Raw genomic sequence first — 16,611 nt, forward strand, 5'->3', positions numbered from 1 at the left:
ATGGGACGGATGATGGCTGAGGCGGAGCTCAGCTCCACTTCTCCTCGGCACGCTCGGGAGTGGCCCACAGCGTGTGATAGATGCCCTCGACGTCGTCGGTGCGGTGGTAGGTGTGCGAACCGAAGAAATCGCGCTGCCCCTGGATGAGGGCTGCAGGCAGGCGCGGCGAGCGCAGCTGGTCGACGTAGGCCAGGGAGGAGGCGAAGGCCGGGGCCGGGACGCCGGTGGTGGCGGAGGTCGCAACGACCTGACGCCAGGCGGGTAGCACCCGGGAGAGGGAAGAGGCGAAGACCGGCGCCGTCAGCAGGCTGGCGAGGTTGGGGTTCTCGTCGTAGGCGCGGGTGATGTCGTCCAGGAATCGGGCCCGGATGATGCAGCCTCCCCGCCAGATGCGGGCCATCGCCCCCAGGTCGATGTTCCAGCCGAACCGGCTCGAGGCGGTGGCGATCTCATCGAAGCCCTGGGCGTAAGCGGCGATCTTGGATCCGTAGAGGGCCTGCCTGACGGCGTCCACGAAGGCGCACCGCTCCTCGGAGGCGGCCAAAGACGGGGTTGAGGTTCCCGGGGCGATGTCTGCGGCCTGGACAGCGGCTCGCGCCGCGCCGGCCGAGGAGACGGCACGGGCGAAGGTGGCCTCGGCGATGGCGGGCACGGCCACCCCCAGCTCAAGAGCCGTCTGGGTAGTCCACACCCCGGTGCCCTTCTGGCCGGCCGCGTCCACGACGACGTCGATGAAGGGCCCTGACGTCGTGGCGTCGGTGTGGGAGAGGACCTCGGTGGTGATGTCGATGAGGTAGGAGTCGAGCTCGGAGTCCTTCCAGGAGCGGAAGACTTCAGCAATCTCGGGGACGGAGAAGCCACCGACGTGGCGCAGCAGGTCGTAGGCCTCGGCAATGAGCTGCATGTCGGCGTACTCGATGCCGTTGTGAACCATCTTGACGAAGTGGCCGGCGCCGTCGGGCCCCACATGGGTGCAGCAGGGGACGCCGTCGACATGGGCGGAGATGGACTCCAGCATCGGCCCCAGACGCTTGTAGGAGTCGACGGTACCGCCGGGCATGATGGAGGGGCCGTTGAGCGCCCCCTCCTCGCCTCCGGAGACGCCCATGCCCACGAAGTGCAGTCCGCGCTCACGCAGGGACTCCTCACGACGCCGGGTGTCGGTGTAGAGCGTGTTGCCGGCGTCGACGATGATGTCGCCGGGCTCCATGAGGGCAGCGAGCTCCTCGATGACCTCCTCGGTGGCCGCTCCAGCCTGAACCATGATGATGGCCACGCGAGGGGTACGCAGGGAGTTGACGAAATCCTTCAGGTCGGCCGCAGGCACGAAGTCGCCCTCGGAGCCGTAGCGATCGATGAGTCTCTCGGTGCGGGCGAGAGTGCGGTTGAAGACCGCAACCGCGTGACCGTGACGAGCCAGGTTGCGGGCAAGGTTCGCCCCCATCACCCCCAGCCCGAAGACACCGAGATCGGCTGTGGCCGGTGCGGGGGTGAAGCTGCTCATGGAGGTCCTTTCCTATGCGGCAGGACGGTCGTGAGTCCTGCGAGTTCAAGAGGTGGAACCGGGCGGGAACGATTCCGAGGCGATGGCGATGTGAGTCGGTCGCCGGCGGGCGCTCGAAGGCGCCCACGAACACTGCGACCCTACCGCGTCCCGTTCCCGGGGACGAGGATCGTCCGTGGTTCACGCCCTGTCCCGACACGGTGCAACGCCTCACGCTGGGCCTGTCCCTCCCAGGTGAGTCGCCAGTGGCCGCGTTACAGTGGCAGCCGGTCCGTAAGGCGCTCTCGGAGTCCTGCGGCAGCCCGGATCCGACCACCGCAACCTGCGGGCACCCATCTAATTCCACTTCCACTGTTCGTCGTCTCTCAGAAAGGCTGACGTGTCCAGCTCCGACCCTGCGACTCCATTACCGCTGTCGCGGCCCGCGCGAGCAGCCAACCCGCTCCTCGACGCCCGCGATCTTCGTCTGCCGCGCATCGCCGACCCCTGCGTGCTGGTGATGTTCGGCATCACTGGCGACCTCGCGCGTCACAAGCTCCTACCCGCGATCTACGACTTGGCCAACCGCGGCCTGCTCTCCCCCAGCTTCTCGCTGGTGGGCGTCGGCCGGCGCTCCTGGTCCGCCGACGACCTGCGCAACTACGTGGAGACGGCCGTCCGCGACGGCGCCCGCACCCCGTGGCGCCCCGCGATCTGGGAGCAGCTGGCGGCCGGGGTGCGTTTCGTGGAGTTCGACTCCTTCGAGGACGATGCCGCCTACGAGCAGCTCACCCGCGTCGTAGACGACCTGGACGCCACCCGTGGTACCCGCGGAAACCGCGCGTTCTACCTGTCGATCCCCCCGGGCTGGTTCCCGGCCGTGACCGAGCGGATCGCCCGCTCCGGGCTCGTGGAGGAGTCGGCCGACGCCTGGCGGCGCGTGGTCATTGAGAAGCCATTCGGGCACGACCGCGCCAGTGCCCGTGAGCTCGACGCCCTCGTGGGCCGGATCGTGCGCCCCGACGACGTCTTCCGGGTCGACCACTACCTGGGCAAGGAGACGGTGCAGAACATCCTGGCGCTGCGGTTCGCCAATACGATGTTCGAGCCGCTGTGGAACCAACGCTACGTGGACCATGTTCAGATCACCATGGCTGAGGACATCGGCATCGGCACCCGGGCCGGCTACTACGACACCATCGGCTCCGCGCGCGACGTCATCCAGAACCACCTGCTCCAGCTCCTGGCGCTGACCGCGATGGAGGAGCCCACCAGCATGGACGCCGCCTCAGTGCGTCTGGAGAAGGAAAAGGTCCTCAACTGCGTGCGTCTGGAGCGCGACGGGGTCCTGGACCTGAACCTCACCACGGCCCGTGGTCGCTACGACGCCGGTTTCCAAGGCGGACTGCCCGTGAGGGGCTACCTGGAGGAGGACGGCGTCGCCGCCGACTCCCGGACTGAGACCTTCGCCGCAGTGCGCCTGGAGATCGCCAACCGTCGCTGGGCGGGGGTGCCGTTCTACCTGCGCACTGGCAAGCGCCTCACCCGCCGGGTAACCGAGGTGGCAGTCGTCTTCAAGCAGCCCCCGTTCCTGCCCTTCGAGTCGGCAGCCGCCACCGCCGTGGGGGCAAATACGATCGTGCTGCGGATCCAACCCGATGAGGGCATCACGCTACGACTGGCCTCCAAGGTGCCAGGCACCCAGATGGAGCTGCGCGACGTCTCCATGGAGTTCGGCTACGGCGCCACCTTCAACGAGGAGTCGCCGGAGGCCTACGAGCGCCTCATCCTCGATGCGCTCCTGGGCGACGCCCCGCTCTTCCCCCACCAGCGCGAGGTCGACCTGTCCTGGCGCATCCTGGATCCTGTCATCGAGCACTGGACCGCCGCAGGAAGTCCCGAGGGCTACCGCCCCGGCTCCTGGGGGCCGGCCAGCGCCCACGAACTCCTCGCCCGAGACGGCCGCACCTGGAGGCGCTCATGATCACCACGCTGACCGCAACGACCACCTCCCGGATCGTCTCCCGGCTCGTGGAGCACGAAGGCACCTCCGGATCCTCTCGGGTACTGACACTCGTGATCTCGACGGACGAGACGGGGCTGGAGGAGGCTCTGTGCGCTGCCCACGGAGCAAGCCGAGATCACCCGTGTCGGGTCATCGCCGTGGTCAAACCGCCTGAGAAGGGCACCGATCACGCGACTCCGCGCAGCCGCGACGGGCACGTCTCCGCTCAAGTCGGAGGGCACCTGGACGCCGAAATCCGCGTGGGCCACGACGCCGGTGCCGGTGAAACGCTGGTCCTGCGCCCTTGGGACGAGGCCGCACTGCACACCGACACATTGGTCGTTCCCTTCCTTCTGCCCGAGGCCCCGGTGGTCGTGTGGTGGCCGACGACCGTTCCCGAGATCCCCTCACAGGACCCGCTGGGCCGCCTGGGCTCCACGCGGATCACCAACACCCCCACTCAGGACTTCCCCGCCAGGGCGCTGCGTCGGCTGGCCCCGGTCAGTGTGCGCGGAGACATCGACCTGGCCTGGACCAGAATCACCCTGTGGCGCGCCATGGTGGCCTCCACCCTGGACCCGATTCTGCGCTCGGGCGGGCTGCGAGAGGTGATCGTGGCCGGTGAGCCTCGGAACTCCTCGCTCTCCCTCATGATCGCCTGGCTGCGACTGCGCCTGGACGTCCCTGTGGAACGGATCGATGAGGAGGACTTCAAGGGCATCTCATCCATTACCGCCAGGACCGACGACGGCGATATCGTCATCGCCCGCCACGATCTGGAGCGCGTCACCATCACCCGTCCCGGATCCCCCGAGCCCCAGGTGGTGACCATGGCCCGCCGTGAGCCCATCAGTACCCTCAACGAGGAGCTGCGCCGCCTCACCCCGGACCTCGTCTATCAGGAGGTCCTGGCCACGCTGCTGGAGGAGCCCGCGAATGAATGACAACACCGCCGACGGCCAGGCGCTCACCGAGATCCAGATGGCCGCGGCTGCGGCTCCGGCACCGACCGTCGTCGTCGCACCGACCCTGAACGATGCGGCTCAACAGGCCTGCGAGGACACCGTACGGATCCTGGCCGAGGCGGTTGCGAACCGAGGGGTGGCCCACCTGGCGCTGACGGGAGGCTCCGGTGGTGTGGCGCTGGCCGACTCGCTGGCCCCGCTTATCGTTGCCCAGCCCGAGCAGCTGCGCCATGCCATTCACCTGTGGTTCGGAGACGAGCGCTTCGTACCCGCGGGCGACCCAGAGCGCAACGATCTGCTGGCCTCACCGCTCATCGCCGCCGGAGTACGGGAGTCCCAGGTGCACCGGCTGGCCGCTCCGCAGGACGTCAGCGGGCTGGACGAGGCCACGGCCCGCATGGTCCACGAGCTCGAGGCGGCGGGGCTGGCCAGTGGCGGCTTCGACGTCGTCCACGTGGGACTGGGACCCGACGCCCACGTCTGCTCGCTCTTCCCGGGGCACCCCGCCGCACTCGCGGTAGGAGCCCCTGCCGTGGCTGTACGAAGCTCCCCCAAGCCTCCCGCCCAACGCTATTCACTGACCTTCGAGACCCTGCAGCGCGCCGGCCGCATCATGGTTGTGGCCGGCGGCGAAGGGAAGGCGGAAGCGGCGCGCCGGGGCTTGGGAGCCCCTGACGTCGTCAGGGCTCCCGCCTCGTGCTGCCGTGGCCGAGAGACCACCTGGTACCTGGATGAACCGGCTTCCGCGGGCCACAGCGCCGTCTGACCTCCGTAACCTCGCGGCGCCTGTGGACCACAGGGCTCGGATGCGTCTTACATGTTGGTGCGAACGGCTACCGTTGGCCCATGAGCTTCCCCGGCCGGTTCCTGACACGCCTCGGCGTCATCGGCGCACTCGGCCTATGGGGCACCGTGGCCATGCCGCCCGTCCACGCCGATGGCGTCTCCCAGGAAGCGACCGAGGATTCCGCAGCTGCTGAACTAGCCGCCCTCCATCAGGCGCCATGGGACCAGCGCGGCGACTACATCCTGTCCCCCAAGGCTTCTCTCGAGGAGCTGTCGAAGTTGCCCGACGACGTCCCCGCCTCGCGGTCCTGGGGCGAGGGAGGCTCCCGCACCGGATGGTTCGGCGAGGCGTGGACGGATGTCGACGGTGACGGCTGCGATACCCGCAATGAGATCCTGGCTCGGGATCTGACTGACGCCGACTTCTCCCGGGCCGACGGCGTGCAGAATCGCGAAGAGGGGCATGGCCGGGGCGCGGGGGTGTGTCCGGACGCCACTGTCTGGGCCGGCACCCTCCAGGATCCCTACACCGGGAAGAAGATCGCCTTCAAGCGTGGTCAGGACACCTCCGCCGCCGTCCAGATCGACCACGTGGTGCCTCTCAACTACCTCTACGCCCACGGCGCCTGGCAGTGGGACGAGCGCACCAGGCTGCTGGCCGCCAACGACCCGTTGAATCTCATCGCGGTCGACGGCGAGGCCAATCAGGCCAAAGGGGCCTGCGGTCCAGCGACCTGCCCCGTCGGATCCACCGATACCGGCAGCTGGAATCCCACCGGCTCCGGAGGGTGGTGGCCGGTCAACGACTCCTATCGCTGCACCTACGCACGTCGGTTCGTCTCAGTGGCCGGCGCCTACGGTCTTGGCCTGCCCCAGGCGGACGCGCAGGCCCTGCGCTCAACCCTGACCGACTGCCTGGCCGGTGGCAACGGAGCCGGGGCCCTGCCGGAGCGGGCGACGCGCACCGTCAAGAAGATGGGCTCGACCATATGGCGCTCTCCGGTCTACTCGGCGATGACGGCACTCGGCGCCCTCGCTCTAGGGTGGGGACTCATAGCTCGGGGGCTCTCCCGCCGGCGCAGAATACGGCGCCCTTGAAGCGGGCCCGGGACACATCGTTGAAGCAGGCTGAGCCCGGCCTCCTAGGATGACCCCATGGCAGCTCGTTCTCAGCCCGCATCCCGTAGCAGCAGTGACCCGAGCGGACCGGCATCGGCTCGTATCGACGTCTGGCTGTGGAGCGTGCGGCAGATTAAGTCCCGCTCGGCTGCGACGAGTGCCTGCAAGGCGGGGCACGTGCGTATCAACGGTGAGACCGCCAAGCCAGCCCAGCACGTCTCGGCGGGAGACGAGGTCCGCTACCGCGTCGACGGCTTCGACCGGCTTCTCACTGTTACTCGGATCCTCACCAAGCGGGTGGGTGCCCCGATTGCCCGCACCGCGTACATCGATTCCTCTCCCCCGCGTCCGTCTCCCTTGGATGCGCCTGCCGCTGTCATCCGGGACCGGGGCGCTGGTCGGCCCACGAAGAAGGAGAGGCGTCAACTCGACGCTCTCATGGGAGGTGGCCGCCATCAGGATGACCGCCACTGACCCGGGTGGGGGTGAGCGGCTTCACCGCTGCCAGATTTCTGAAGGAGCCGCTTCATGGGTTAGGGTTCTACTCGTTGCAAGCGGCTGGATGCCGCGAGTCGACGGGCTGTGGCGCAGTTTGGTAGCGCACTTGACTGGGGGTCAAGGGGTCGTGGGTTCAAATCCCGCCAGCCCGACCAGATCATGATCCGCACTGTTATCAGTGCGGATTTTTTGTTGACGATTACGCGTTGGCGAGGCTGTAGCTGCATTCTTATACCTCGATTCCAATCAACATTCGCCACATTCGCATCTTCCGTAACAGCCATGAAGCCTATTCTCCTCTCCCGGTCCAGGCGGAGCGGCTGCCGATGGTTACATCCGAGTAAACGGCGAGGGGATGCGATTCCCTTCAATCCGATCCTAGTGACATCGACTTTCCGCTGAAACCTTGCGACATAAGCAGTACGCCGACAGTCGATCCCCCAGTCCGGCCACCCGACGAACTCGGTCAGAAATGTCACAATCAAATTACATGCATGAGCCCGGCATCTGTGGTTGAGTGAACACCGACATCAAGGATGATTCACAGCATCCTGCTCGCCGGTTCATAGCCAGTTACCGCAGAGCCAACTGTGTACTCCCACATCCATCCCTGATGCTCTCCCCATCCACCCCCGATCAGAGAGAACGACACATGAACATCAAGCGCGTCATCGCCGCAGCTGCGCTCGCCGTCGTGCCGCTGACGGCCTCTTCAACCGCACTGGCCGCTCCGGCCGCTCCTCAGGGCGCACCAGCCGCTGCCGCAGCGGTTCCCGTCCAGGTATCCCCAGAGGGGGCTCAGTACGCCAACACCATCCTGAACAAGGTCAACGAGCTCCGCCGCAAACTGAATCTCCAGCCCGTCACCCGCTACCAGGAGTTCGACGCCGTCGCCCAGGACTGGTCCGAGCACCAGGCCGAGACCGAGACCATGGCACACCGCCCCGAGTTCTACAATTCGTACCCCGGGTACAAGACTGATAAAAACTACACCACCGCCTCCGAGAACGTGGCCATGCGCGGAGACGGAGGTGACATTGGTGCTCAGCTCTTCCAGCAGTGGCTCGAATCTCCAGGCCACTACAAGAACATGACCGATCCGAATGCGAACATCATCGGAATCGGAATCGCCCAGAACCCCAACAGCGGCAACTGGTACGCAACCCAGAACTTCGCCGGCTACAGCGGCAACATCCCGTTCACGCCCACCGGAGACACCACCCCGCCGCCGACCACCGCCCCGCCGACGGCCACCACCGCTCCTTCACCGACACCAACCCCGGAGACCACACCGTCCACGCCGTCTATCAGGACGACTCCTCCCACTCCGACGACTCCTTCCACTCCGACAGCTCCCTCCACTCCGACGGCTCCTCCGGCAACGGCGACTCCCCCTAAGGCCACGCCGACACCATCGGCTCCGGCCACCACGACGACCACCGCAACCCCGGCCAAGCCGTCCTCGACGCCTACGGTCGCCGCTCCGGGCTCCTCCACCACTCCGACGAAGCCCGCGCTGGCCACCACCGGTCCGAGCATCGCCGTCGCGGTCATCGCCGCTGGTCTGCTGGGCTCCGGCGCCCTCCTCGTCATGCGTCGCCGCCAGGCCAGCTGACTAACTTGAGGCTCCCGGTACACCCGGAGCCGCTCCTCTGACGGGCGCCCGCTCTCCACCGACTTATGTTGGAGAACGGGCGCCCGTCATTGTCCGCATCGAGGTGCCGGCCTTGAGAGAATAGATATGTGAAACGTCTTCTTCCCCTTGAATCAGAATTCCTTGCACCCCTGCCCGCCGAGATCGATCTCCGCCTCGTCGTCACAGACATGGACGGTACCCTCATCGATGGTGACGGGCGCGTTCCTGCCGGCTTGTCCCAGGTCGTTGCCCAGATGCGTGAGGCCGGCATCGTCTTCACCCCCGCTTCGGGCCGGCAGCTGGCCAACCTCCGCGCAGTTCTGGGTCATACCGTTGATGACTCGCCGATCATCGCGGAGAGCGGGGCCCTCGCCGTCCACGGGAACGAGGAGATTCACTCCGACACCATCAGCGCCGAGGACGCCGCTGCCGCCGTCGTCACAACTCGGGAACTGGCGAGTGCCGGCTACGACGTCGGCGCAGTGGTGGCGTGCAAACGCTGCGCCTACATCGAACGGTCCGACCCCGCCTTCCTGGCTCAGGCCCGGCTGTACTACGAAGCGCTGGAGGTCGTTGATGACCTCATGACCGTCCCTCTGGATGAGGTACTGAAGGTCGCCGTCTTCGATTTCGACGACGTCGAGAACGGAAGCTCGCAGGCGCTGACCGCGGCGGTTCCGAATGTTCAAACCGCTGTGTCCGGTCTGCACTGGGTGGATATGACGTCCCCGCAGGCCTCGAAGGGACGCGCACTGGCGGCGCTTCAGGCCAGGTTGGGCATCCTTCCCGAGCAGACGGCTGTCTTCGGTGACTACCTCAACGATCTGGACCTCTACGAGCACGCGGACCTGGGCTTCGCCATGCGCAACGCTCACCCCGGCATCCACGCGGCGGCTGCCTTCACAGCACCGGCCAACACCGAAAACGGCGTGCTGCGCACGGTTGAGGAGCTGCTTCGGCGCTCACGCCCTCGGAACTGAAGCTGAGATCTGGGACGGTCTCGAATCCGCGAGTCCGGGACCGTCCCAGGGGTGTTTCTCAGCGCGTTGACTGTCGGGCTACTGGCTCAGCCAGGCCTTCATACCGCCGGTGACATTGACCAGCTCGCCGGCGTAACCGGCTGCAGTCAGCGCCTGGATCGCCTTGGCGGAGCGCACGCCAGCGGCACAGATGACTGCGGTGGGCCTGGCCGGATCGAGCTCGCTCATCCGGTCAACGACCTGCCCTAGCGGTATGTTGACCGATCCGGAAATAGCTGCTTGGGCCACCTCGTCCGGCTCTCGCACGTCAAGGACCACCAGGTCCTTCTCCGTCTCGAGCCGGCCACGTAGTTCGTCGGCGCTAACCTCTTTCATCATGTCCTCCTCAAGGGTCGTGGATCGCTGACATAACAGAGCATTCGGCTGGTCTCGCCAGACTCCGTGTTCCGGAAGCCGTGCCGCTCATAGAACCGTCGTGCCTCACGATCGGCCTCATCGACGCCGATGCGAATCTCGAGCGCACACCGTTGTCTCACCTGTTCCAGCGCCTCCAGGAGCAACCGGGAGCCGACGCCGCGGTTGCGCAGTTCCGGCTGCACATAGAGTTCCTCGAGCTCAGCGATCGGCCCGTCGCCATAAGGTGTGGGACGCAAGGTCAGGTAGGCCAAGCCCACTGCCCGTGGGGCGTCAGTGCTGCTGTCCTCGGCCACCAGCACCAGGACGTCCTGACGTTCCAGCATCATCTGGAACCTGGAGGTGAAGTCCTGCGCCGAGGGCGTCGGGGTGTCGAACTCAGTGTTGAAGTCGAACAGCAGGCGACCGGCACATGATGCATCCGCCGCACCTGCCACACGCACGTGGATGTGCTGAGCGTCTTCGTGCGGGTCCATCGGGACTGAGTCGCCGTCGTTCTCGTTCCGCATCGGGCTACCGACGTAGGCCGCGATAGCGGTTGATGAGCCTCTGGGTGGAGGCGTCCTGGTTCTTGAGAGCTGCCTCGTCTCCCTGGACGGCGGGGGCGATCTCCAGGGCCAGCTTCTTGCCGAGCTCGACACCCCACTGATCGAAGGAGTCGATGCCCCACACGATGCCCTGGGTGAAGGTGATGTGCTCGTAGAGGGCGATGAGCTGGCCGACGACCGCGGGAGTCAGTGCCGGGGCGAGGATCGAGGTGGTCGGCTTGTTGCCGGTAAAGACGCGGGCCGGGACGATCTCCTCAGGAGTTCCCTCCGCACGTACCTCTTCGGCGGTCTTGCCGAAGGCGAGAGCGGCGGTCTGAGCCAGGTAGTTGGACAGGAACAGCTCGTGGACGTCCACTCCCCCGTCCTTGGTGGGGTGAGCGGGGTTGGCCACCGCGATGAAGTCCGCGGGGATGAGCTGGGTGCCCTGGTGGATGAGCTGGTAGAAGGCGTGCTGGCCGTTGGTGCCCGGCTCGCCCCAGAAGACCTCGCCGGTCTCGGTGGTCACGGGGCTGCCGTCCCAGCGCACGGACTTGCCGTTGGACTCCATGGTGAGCTGCTGGAGGTAGGCGGCGAAACGGTGCAGGTACTGGGCGTAGGGCAGGACGGCGTGGGAGCCGGCCTTGAAGAAGTTGACGTACCAGACGTTGAGCAGGCCCATGAGCATGGGAACGTTCTCGGCCGGGGCCGTGGTGGCGAAGTGCTCGTCAATGGTGTGGAAGCCGGAGAGGAAGTCGGCGAAGTTCTCCGGACCGATGGCCACGGCCAGAACCGTGCCGACGGCGGAGTCCACCGAGTAGCGCCCACCCACCCAGTTCCAGAAGCCGAAGGCGTTGGCCGGGTCGATGCCGAACTCGGCGACCTTGTCCAGAGCGGTGGAGACGGCCACGAAGTGCTTGGCGATGGCGCCGTCGGTCTCAATGCCCTTGGCCTGCAGTGCGGCCAGGAACCAGTCGCGGGCCATGCGGGCGTTGGTGAGGGTCTCTAGGGTGGTGAAAGTCTTAGAGGCGATGATGAACAGGGTCGTCTCGGGGTCGAGATCTGCGACCTTCTCCGCGCAGTCGGTGGGGTCGATGTTGGAGATGAAGCGGCACTGAAGGCCCTTTTGCACGTAGGGCTTGAGAGCCTCATAGACCATGACCGGCCCCAGGTCGGAGCCACCGATGCCGATGTTGACCACTGTCTTGATGGGCTTGCCGGTGATGCCCATCCACTCCCCCGAGCGAACACGGCGGGCGAAGGCGTAGATCTTCTCCAGGACCTCGTGGACGTCGGCGACGACGTCCTGCCCGTCCACGGTCAGGGAATCGGTTGCGGGGCGGCGCAGGGCCGTGTGGAGGACGGCGCGGTCCTCGGTGATGTTGATGTGCTCGCCGGCGTACATGGCATCGCGGCGGCCCGGGACGTCCACCTGGGTGGCGAGCTCGGCCAGGGCGTCGCGGACGTCGTCGGTCAGCAGGTTCTTGGACAGGTCGACGTAGAGGTCCCCCAGCTCGTAGGAGAAGCGCTCGGCGCGCTCGGGATCGTCGGCGAACCAGGCGCGCAGGTCCGGAGTCATGGAGTCGTGGAGCTCAGTGAGGCGCTTCCAGGCGGGCGTGGTGGTGGGGTCAACCGGATTCAGCATGGCTACAGTCTATGGGTGTTGCAGCCGCGCGCCACTCCTCCGGCGCCAACCGTTTTCAGGATTGCGGGGTCCTCATGATGGTTCCTGAAGTACCGGCAAGAAGTCAGGCGGTTCTCACCTCTGCCGATGCCGTGCGCGCCGCCCTGGTCGAACTGTCCGACGAGTCCAAGGCGGCACAGGTCGCCCGCTACCTGCGCGCCGTGCCCGGCGGCTATGGAGAGGGCGACCGCTTCCACGGCGTGCCCGTCCCGCAGGTCCGCGACATTGCGAAGCGCGCCGTTCTTGACGACGACGAGCTGGAGCGTCTGGTGGCCGGCCCCTGGCACGAGGAGCGGATGGCCGCGCTGTGCGTCGCCGTCGCTCAGGCCAAGCGAATCAGCCGTCTGCTGGGCTCGAGACGAGCGAAGCGAGCTCCCGATTCGCAGGCTGTCCAGGAGGCGCTGGCCAGGCGCGAGGAGCTGGGGCGGAGATATCTGGACTGGGTCGGCCGGGACCTGGTCAACAACTGGGACCTGGTGGACACCTCGGCTGAGCACCTCGTGGGGGCCTGGCTCCTCGTTCCTCTCGCGGGAGCACAAGGGCTGCCCTCCCGAATCAGCGATCTCACCACAAGCAGCAATGTGTGGGAACGGCGCGTAGCGGTCATGTCCACCTTCGCCACCACCCGAGCCGGCACCGACTGGCCGACCTACGCCGTCGCCCGGCGGCTGCTCGATGATCCTCACGATCTCATCCACAAGGCGGTCGGCTGGATGCTGCGGGAGGCGGGCAAGCGCGTCGATGAGGCCTCACTCGTCGCATTCCTTAACCAGTACGCCGCGCACATGCCCCGAACGATGCTGCGTTACGCCATCGAGCGGCTCACCCCAGAGGCTCGAGCCCACTACCGGTCACTGAGAGCCTGACGATCGCTGATGGTCTGCTGTCGGTACAGGCTCGGTGAGAAGCCCAGGACTTGTCGGAAGTCGGCAGTCAGGTGGGCGTGGTCCGCGTAGTCGAGCTCGGCGGCGACCTGCGCAACGGTGACAGAAGGATCCTCCCGGAGCCACTGTGCCGCTTCTTGGAGCCGGTAGCGTCTGACCACTGCGAGTGGGGGCAGGCCGATGTACTTCTTACAGAGGCGTTGCAGACTTCGGATGGAAAGATCGAGGCGTCTCGCCAGCTGATCGACGCGCAGGATGCTTCTGTCGGAGGCGACGACGTCCTCCATCCGGTTGGCCATAAGCGCCATCGCTTGTGGCGGCCCGATATGTTGCGCCACCCAGGCTGCCAGGGCGTTGGCGGCACGCTGTTCACCCCTCGTCGTGTTCGTATCCGTCATAGCGCCGGCGACGGTGGTCTTCAGATCAGGGTCCTCGAGCGTTCGATGGGAATTCCGAATCAGGGACGGGGAGCACAGGGCGCCAGCCCCAGCGGGACGTAGGAGGGCGCCGACCGCCCACCCCCGGCCTTCCAGCTCGCGATAGGAGATGCTCGTCGTCGGGCCGTGCAGAGTGATGCCGTCCGGTTCAACCACGAGGTTACAAGCGGGGAACGGGAGAACCTCCTGCCGGTCCCGTTGTCCTGCGGGCAGGTTCCAGCGCGGAATCCAGATCCAGCGGACGCGGTCGGCCAGTGCCTCGGACACAGGCTCGCGGTGAAAGGTCGGAAGCCTGGAGGGGTAGAGGATCCCCCGTTGATCAGCGGTCGTCTCGGGCACGGTTCCTCACCTTTCCGGAACTGTCGCAGATCTTCAAGCGAAGGCATTTCTTCGTTCTTACAGTCGTTGACATGAGTACACGCAACGTATCCGGAGCAACCGGTCAGTACACGACTCACGGGACTCCGCACGGATTCACCAGCATCACACCGTTTCTGGCCATTGACGGCGCCGACCGGGCACGTCAGTTCTATCGTGACGTCTTCGGGGCGCGCATCGTGGACAGTGTTGAGATGGAGGGGGCGGTTGTCCATGCGGAGCTCGACTTCGGTCATGGCAGGGTCCAGATCGGTGAGCCGTCCGCCTTGTCCGATCTGGTCGCGACCCCGTCGGACGAGCCGGTCTGCTACTCGATCGGCCTGTACTGCCCGGACGTCGACGCCGTCGTTGAGCGGGCTACTGCCGCCGGCGCGACCTTGCTGGAACCGCTTGACACCTTCGTATCCGGGGACAGGTTCGCCTCCATCCGCGACCCCTTCGGCGTGCGGTGGGCGGTCATGACCCGGGTCGAGGACCTGTCCGAACAGGAGAGCGCGGCCCGTGTTGCCGCATGGGCCAAGAAGGAAAAGAGACAGGCCGCGGCTGGCAACTGAGCCCGTTCAAGGCTCAGCGCCGCTGGCGCTTCTCGCGCACGCGCACCCCGATCTGGATGGGGGTGCCGGTGAAGCCGAACTCCTCGCGCAGGCGGCGCTCGATGAAGCGCCGGTAGCCGGCGTCGAGGAAGCCGGTGGTGAAGATGACGATCCTGGGCGGGGCCACCTGGACCTGAGTAGCGAAGAGGATGCGGGGCTGCTTGCCGCCGCGCACCGGGTGCGGGGTCGCGGACTGCAGCTGGCCCAGGAAGCCGTTGAGCCGGCCCGTGGGCACACGCGTGGCCCAGCCCTCCAGGGCGGCGTCGAGGGCGCGCACGAGCCGGTTGGTGTGCCAGCCCGTCCGGGCGGCCAGGTTGATATGGGGGGCCCAGGAGACATGGGCCAGATCGTGCTCGACCTCCCACAGGAGCATCTTCTGACGCTCCTCGTCCACCAGGTCCCATTTGTTGTTGACCAGGACCAGGGCGCGACCTGCGTCGACGACCTGCTGGACGACACGCACGTCCTGCTCGCTGATCGGCTCGGAGGCGTCCAGGAGGACGACGGCGACCTCGGCCTTGTCGATGGCACCCTGCGTGCGCAGGACCGCGTAGTAGTCGGCGCCCCGTGACTGCTTGACGCGCCGGCGGATCCCGGCGGTGTCGACGAAGACCCATTGGCGCCCGTCAAGCTCGATGATCTCGTCGACCGGGTCCCGGGTAGTACCAGCGGTCTCATTGACGACGACGCGCTCCCTGCCTGCGATGGAGTTCAGCAGCGAGGACTTGCCGACATTGGGCCGTCCCACAAGTGCAACGCGGTGCAGGTCGCCCTTAGGGGCTGCGGCAGCAACGGCGGAGACCTCCGGAAGAACCTCCATGACGGCGTCGAGGACCTCGCCGCTGCCCCGGCCGTGCAGGGCCGAGACCGGGAAGGGCTCGCCCAGGCCCAGGTTCCACAGGGCGGCGGCGTCCCCCTCCTGCGCCGGGGAGTCGACCTTGTTGGCGGCCAGAACCACGGGCTTGCCGCTACGGCGCAGCATCCGCACCACGCGCGCATCGGTCTCGGTGATCCCGACCTGGGCATCGACGACGAGCAGGACGGCGTCGGCCATCTCGACGGCGACTTCTGCCTGCGTGGCCACGGCGGCGTCGAGACCGGCCACGTCCACCTCCCAGCCGCCGGTGTCGACGATGGTGAAGCGGCGCCCGGCCCACTCGGCCGGGTAGGAGACCCGGTCGCGGGTGACACCGGGGGTGTCCTGGACGACGGCCTCGCGGCGGCCCAGAACCCGGTTGACCAGTGTCGACTTGCCCACGTTGGGCCGACCGACGACGGCCAGGACCGGCAGCCCGGGCTCGGTGCGGTCGCCGGTTGGAAGCTCACCGTCCGCCTCCAGAAGAGCGAGGTCCTCCTCATCGAGCTCATAGTCGCTCAGGCCCTCACGCATGGCCTGTGCCCTCAGGTCCTCCTCCGCGTCACGCCGAGCAGCGGAGTCGGCGGCCTCTTCGATGAGGTCTAGGACCCGCTCGACGGACTGCTCCAGGGTCATCTCCGAGGTGTCCACCAAAGTGACGCCCTCGGGCGCGGTGAGGAACTGGGAGACCGTGGAGTCGTCGCGGTCGCGACGCACCACCTGGTCGCGCAGGGCGGCGGCGTCGACCTGCTTGCCGGCGGCCTCCAGGTCCCCGGCGCGCCGCATCAGGCGGGCCTCCTCTGAGGCGGTCACGAGCAGGCGGGCGTCGGCATCGGGAGCGATGACGGTGGTGATGTCGCGCCCCTCGGCCACGATGCCGGCTCCCCCGGAGAAAGAGCCGGTGTGCCCGGTCGCCTCGAAACGGATGATGTCGCGCTGACGGCGCGCCAACTCGGCACGCACATCGAGGTTGGTGGCGACCTTGGAGACGACCGAGGCGATGTGCGGGTCGCGAATCGCGGCCGACACGTCAGTTCCGTCGACAGTGAAGGTGGGGTGCTCGGGATCCAGCCCCATGTGCAGCGGCATCGCAGCGACGACATCGACGACGGCGGCCCCGTCGTCCAGGTCAACCCCCTTGTGCTCGCACCACCAGGCCGCGGCCCGGTACATGGCGCCGGTGTCGAGGTAGGCCAGGCCGAGCGTGGCTGCCACACGCCGCGAGACGGTGGACTTGCCCGATCCGCTCGGCCCGTCGATCGCGACGACGATTCCCATGGTGTCCTCCAGCAGGGTCCGATTCCGGTCATGAACTGGGCCAAGCGTCCCATACTCCGGTGCGATACCGCGGATCAGCCCCCATGAGTAC

General features: G+C 67.0%; 15 protein-coding genes and 1 tRNA gene. 10 read left to right on the plus strand and 6 right to left on the minus strand.

Going from position 1 to position 16,611, the window contains the following annotated elements; translation table 11 throughout:
• Positions 1-28 precede the first annotated feature (28 nt).
• Complete coding sequence (gene gndA, locus FK256_RS09650) at positions 29-1,504, minus strand: NADP-dependent phosphogluconate dehydrogenase (protein WP_141424607.1); 1,476 nt, start codon at positions 1,502-1,504, stop codon at positions 29-31.
• 379 nt (positions 1,505-1,883) lie between these two features.
• On the opposite strand from gndA, the gene zwf reads away from it, so the two are divergent.
• From zwf to FK256_RS09690, 8 genes are all read left to right on the plus strand, one after another.
• Positions 1,884-3,467 (plus strand): glucose-6-phosphate dehydrogenase, encoded by a 1,584-nt coding sequence (gene zwf / locus FK256_RS09655; protein ID WP_141424608.1) that lies wholly within the window; start codon positions 1,884-1,886, stop codon positions 3,465-3,467.
• A complete protein-coding gene (locus FK256_RS09660) occupies positions 3,464-4,432 on the plus strand; it encodes a glucose-6-phosphate dehydrogenase assembly protein OpcA (RefSeq protein WP_141424609.1) in 969 nt (322 codons plus the stop codon). Before zwf ends, FK256_RS09660 begins: the two co-directional genes overlap by 4 nt.
• Entirely contained in the window at positions 4,425-5,219 is a 795-nt protein-coding gene (gene pgl / locus FK256_RS09665) for a 6-phosphogluconolactonase (protein WP_141424610.1), read from the plus strand. The genes FK256_RS09660 and pgl overlap by 8 nt, the downstream gene beginning before the upstream one ends.
• Positions 5,220-5,299: 80 nt before the next feature.
• Positions 5,300-6,337, plus strand: a complete 1,038-nt coding sequence (locus FK256_RS09670; RefSeq protein ID WP_141424611.1) for an HNH endonuclease family protein — start codon at positions 5,300-5,302, stop codon at positions 6,335-6,337.
• A gap of 57 nt (positions 6,338-6,394) precedes the next feature.
• Positions 6,395-6,832: an RNA-binding S4 domain-containing protein gene (locus FK256_RS09675; RefSeq protein WP_141424612.1), complete on the plus strand. Its 438-nt coding sequence runs from the start codon at positions 6,395-6,397 to the stop codon at positions 6,830-6,832.
• 102 nt (positions 6,833-6,934) lie between these two features.
• Positions 6,935-7,011 (plus strand) — tRNA-Pro (locus FK256_RS09680).
• A 497-nt stretch (positions 7,012-7,508) separates the two neighbouring features.
• On the plus strand, positions 7,509-8,471 hold the full coding sequence (locus FK256_RS09685; protein WP_141424613.1) for a CAP domain-containing protein: 963 nt from the start codon (positions 7,509-7,511) through the stop codon (positions 8,469-8,471).
• A 128-nt stretch (positions 8,472-8,599) separates the two neighbouring features.
• Positions 8,600-9,472, plus strand: coding sequence for an HAD-IIB family hydrolase (locus tag FK256_RS09690; protein ID WP_141424614.1), 873 nt, complete (start codon positions 8,600-8,602; stop codon positions 9,470-9,472).
• Between the two features lie 78 nt (positions 9,473-9,550).
• Here FK256_RS09690 and FK256_RS09695 read toward each other — a convergent pair whose 3' ends face one another.
• The 3 genes from FK256_RS09695 to pgi are packed head-to-tail and all read right to left on the minus strand — an operon-like array spanning position 9,551 to position 12,055.
• Positions 9,551-9,850, minus strand: coding sequence for a rhodanese-like domain-containing protein (locus FK256_RS09695; protein ID WP_021605150.1), 300 nt, complete (start codon positions 9,848-9,850; stop codon positions 9,551-9,553).
• Positions 9,847-10,362, minus strand: coding sequence for a GNAT family N-acetyltransferase (locus FK256_RS09700; RefSeq protein ID WP_170197940.1), 516 nt, complete (start codon positions 10,360-10,362; stop codon positions 9,847-9,849). Before FK256_RS09700 ends, FK256_RS09695 begins: the two co-directional genes overlap by 4 nt.
• Before the next feature lie 37 nt (positions 10,363-10,399).
• Positions 10,400-12,055 (minus strand): glucose-6-phosphate isomerase, encoded by a 1,656-nt coding sequence (gene pgi, locus FK256_RS09705; RefSeq protein WP_141424616.1) that lies wholly within the window; start codon positions 12,053-12,055, stop codon positions 10,400-10,402.
• An 11-nt stretch (positions 12,056-12,066) separates the two neighbouring features.
• Between pgi and FK256_RS09710 the strand changes: the two genes are divergently transcribed.
• Positions 12,067-12,960 (plus strand): DNA alkylation repair protein, encoded by an 894-nt coding sequence (locus tag FK256_RS09710; protein WP_244936317.1) that lies wholly within the window; start codon positions 12,067-12,069, stop codon positions 12,958-12,960.
• On the opposite strand, the gene FK256_RS09715 is transcribed toward FK256_RS09710, so the two are convergent.
• Positions 12,939-13,754, minus strand: a complete 816-nt coding sequence (locus FK256_RS09715; RefSeq protein ID WP_141424617.1) for a helix-turn-helix domain-containing protein — start codon at positions 13,752-13,754, stop codon at positions 12,939-12,941. The genes FK256_RS09710 and FK256_RS09715 overlap by 22 nt on opposite strands.
• Before the next feature lie 71 nt (positions 13,755-13,825).
• Here FK256_RS09715 and FK256_RS09720 point away from each other — a divergent pair, with 71 nt between their 5' ends.
• Entirely contained in the window at positions 13,826-14,347 is a 522-nt protein-coding gene (locus tag FK256_RS09720; protein ID WP_141424618.1) for a VOC family protein, read from the plus strand.
• Positions 14,348-14,360: 13 nt separating this feature from the next.
• Here the strand turns inward: FK256_RS09720 and der are convergent, their stop codons facing one another.
• Complete coding sequence (gene der, locus FK256_RS09725; RefSeq protein ID WP_141424619.1) at positions 14,361-16,520, minus strand: bifunctional cytidylate kinase/GTPase Der; 2,160 nt, start codon at positions 16,518-16,520, stop codon at positions 14,361-14,363.
• Positions 16,521-16,611: the final 91 nt, after the last annotated feature.

It is taken from the genome of Actinomyces johnsonii, from assembly GCF_006546835.1.
Classification (GTDB): Bacteria; Actinomycetota; Actinomycetes; order Actinomycetales; family Actinomycetaceae; genus Actinomyces; species Actinomyces johnsonii.